1 protein-coding gene, 10 tRNA genes and 1 pseudogene are annotated in these 1,417 nt (G+C 45.3%); all 12 read right to left on the bottom strand.

All coding sequences use genetic code 11. The annotated features are described in order from the left end of the window. Positions 1-160: IS66 family insertion sequence element accessory protein TnpB (gene tnpB, locus ACFPQ3_RS05790; RefSeq protein ID WP_380433845.1), on the bottom strand; the 160-nt coding region annotated here is incomplete at its 3' end. Next, positions 141-326, bottom strand: a pseudogene (locus tag ACFPQ3_RS05785) (hypothetical protein). The gene tnpB and the pseudogene ACFPQ3_RS05785, both read right to left, overlap by 20 nt. Positions 327-520: 194 nt before the next feature. Then, positions 521-592: transfer RNA gene (locus tag ACFPQ3_RS05780), tRNA-Glu, on the bottom strand. Between the two features lie 14 nt (positions 593-606). Continuing rightward, positions 607-680, bottom strand: a tRNA-Ile gene (locus ACFPQ3_RS05775). Positions 681-715: 35 nt separating this feature from the next. After that, positions 716-786: transfer RNA gene (locus ACFPQ3_RS05770), tRNA-Gly, on the bottom strand. A gap of 5 nt (positions 787-791) precedes the next feature. Then, positions 792-864, bottom strand: a tRNA-Phe gene (locus ACFPQ3_RS05765). 16 nt (positions 865-880) lie between these two features. Then, positions 881-954, bottom strand: a tRNA-Met gene (locus ACFPQ3_RS05760). A 10-nt stretch (positions 955-964) separates the two neighbouring features. After that, positions 965-1,054, bottom strand: a tRNA-Ser gene (locus ACFPQ3_RS05755). A 17-nt stretch (positions 1,055-1,071) separates the two neighbouring features. Then, positions 1,072-1,145, bottom strand: a tRNA-Ile gene (locus tag ACFPQ3_RS05750). Positions 1,146-1,169: 24 nt separating this feature from the next. Further along, positions 1,170-1,243, bottom strand: a tRNA-Met gene (locus ACFPQ3_RS05745). Between the two features lie 9 nt (positions 1,244-1,252). Next, positions 1,253-1,326: transfer RNA gene (locus ACFPQ3_RS05740), tRNA-Pro, on the bottom strand. Between the two features lie 3 nt (positions 1,327-1,329). Next, positions 1,330-1,403: transfer RNA gene (locus ACFPQ3_RS05735), tRNA-Arg, on the bottom strand. Positions 1,404-1,417 lie beyond the last annotated feature (14 nt).

Here is a 1,417-nt window from a genome sequence, read left to right as displayed (position 1 = left end):
GATCTTTACGACCACCGCAAAATAGGAAGACTTGCCCTGAAAAAGGATCTAGTTCAAATTGACTTTTAACCAGATAGGCAAGTGAGTCAATCCCTTGACGGATATCAGTTTTCCCACAAACCAAGTAAACTTGTCCTAAATCACTGAGTTGAATCGTCATAGCTTAGCACCTTATCTAAAATAGCTTCTAACCTGTCTTGATTAAGGGATTGGAACAAGGTCAGTTCAAGTTTATCCAGTCGGATTTTCAGTAAGACATCATTTCTGGGTTTTGATTCAAACTGACGAGGTTATGGGGTTTCCAAAGGGAGGATAGGTTGTGACATTACAATAACCTTCAGTAATCATTTTTAAGAACAGTATACTAAAGGCTGCGCTATTAAGATAGATACTCTGTTATTGGGCGATTACAGACAAACTTTGTCCTCTATCGGTGTTAAATTTGTCAACCCACTACAGTTGACAAAGAGCCCGAAAATACAAAAAAGGAGATAACATATATCCCCTTTTTATTTAACTATAGTCCGTACGGGATTCGAACCCGTGTTACCGCCGTGAAAAGGCGGTGTCTTAACCCCTTGACCAACGGACCATAAAATAATAATATGGGCACGAGTGGACTCGAACCACCGACCTCACGCTTATCAGGCGTGCGCTCTAACCACCTGAGCTACGCGCCCAAGCCAATGCTTGGATTTTATTTATTTCTAAATAAAGCGGGTGACGAGAATCGAACTCGCGACAACAGCTTGGAAGGCTGTAGTTTTACCACTAAACTACACCCGCTAAAATGGCGCGAGACGGAATCGAACCGCCGACACATGGAGCTTCAATCCATTGCTCTACCAACTGAGCTACCGAGCCAACTAAAATAATAATATTGCGGGAGCAGGATTTGAACCTACGACCTTCGGGTTATGAGCCCGACGAGCTACCTAGCTGCTCCATCCCGCGTTAATAATAAAGGAGGATGTGGGATTCGAACCCACGCACGCTTTTACACGCCTGACGGTTTTCAAGACCGTTCCCTTCAGCCAGACTTGGGTAATCCTCCGAAAATAATAATTGTAATGGACCTTGTAGGACTCGAACCTACGACCGCTCGGTTATGAGCCGAGTGCTCTAACCAGTTGAGCTAAAGGTCCAAAGTCATCCATATATAACAATTATAGCGGCGAAGGGGATCGAACCCCCGACCTCCCGGGTATGAACCGGACGCTCTAGCCAGCTGAGCTACACCGCCAAATTTTCATCGGGAAGACAGGATTCGAACCTGCGACCCCTTGGTCCCAAACCAAGTACTCTACCAAGCTGAGCTACTTCCCGAAATGCACCCTAGAGGAGTCGAACCTCTAACCGCCTGATTCGTAGTCAGGTACTCTATCCAATTGAGCTAAGGGTGCTCTATTTAGTTTTA

The sequence above is a fragment of the Streptococcus caledonicus genome, from assembly GCF_042656225.1.
Classification (GTDB): Bacteria; Bacillota; Bacilli; order Lactobacillales; family Streptococcaceae; genus Streptococcus; species Streptococcus caledonicus.
This window is presented reverse-complemented; position numbering and strand designations above follow the sequence as displayed.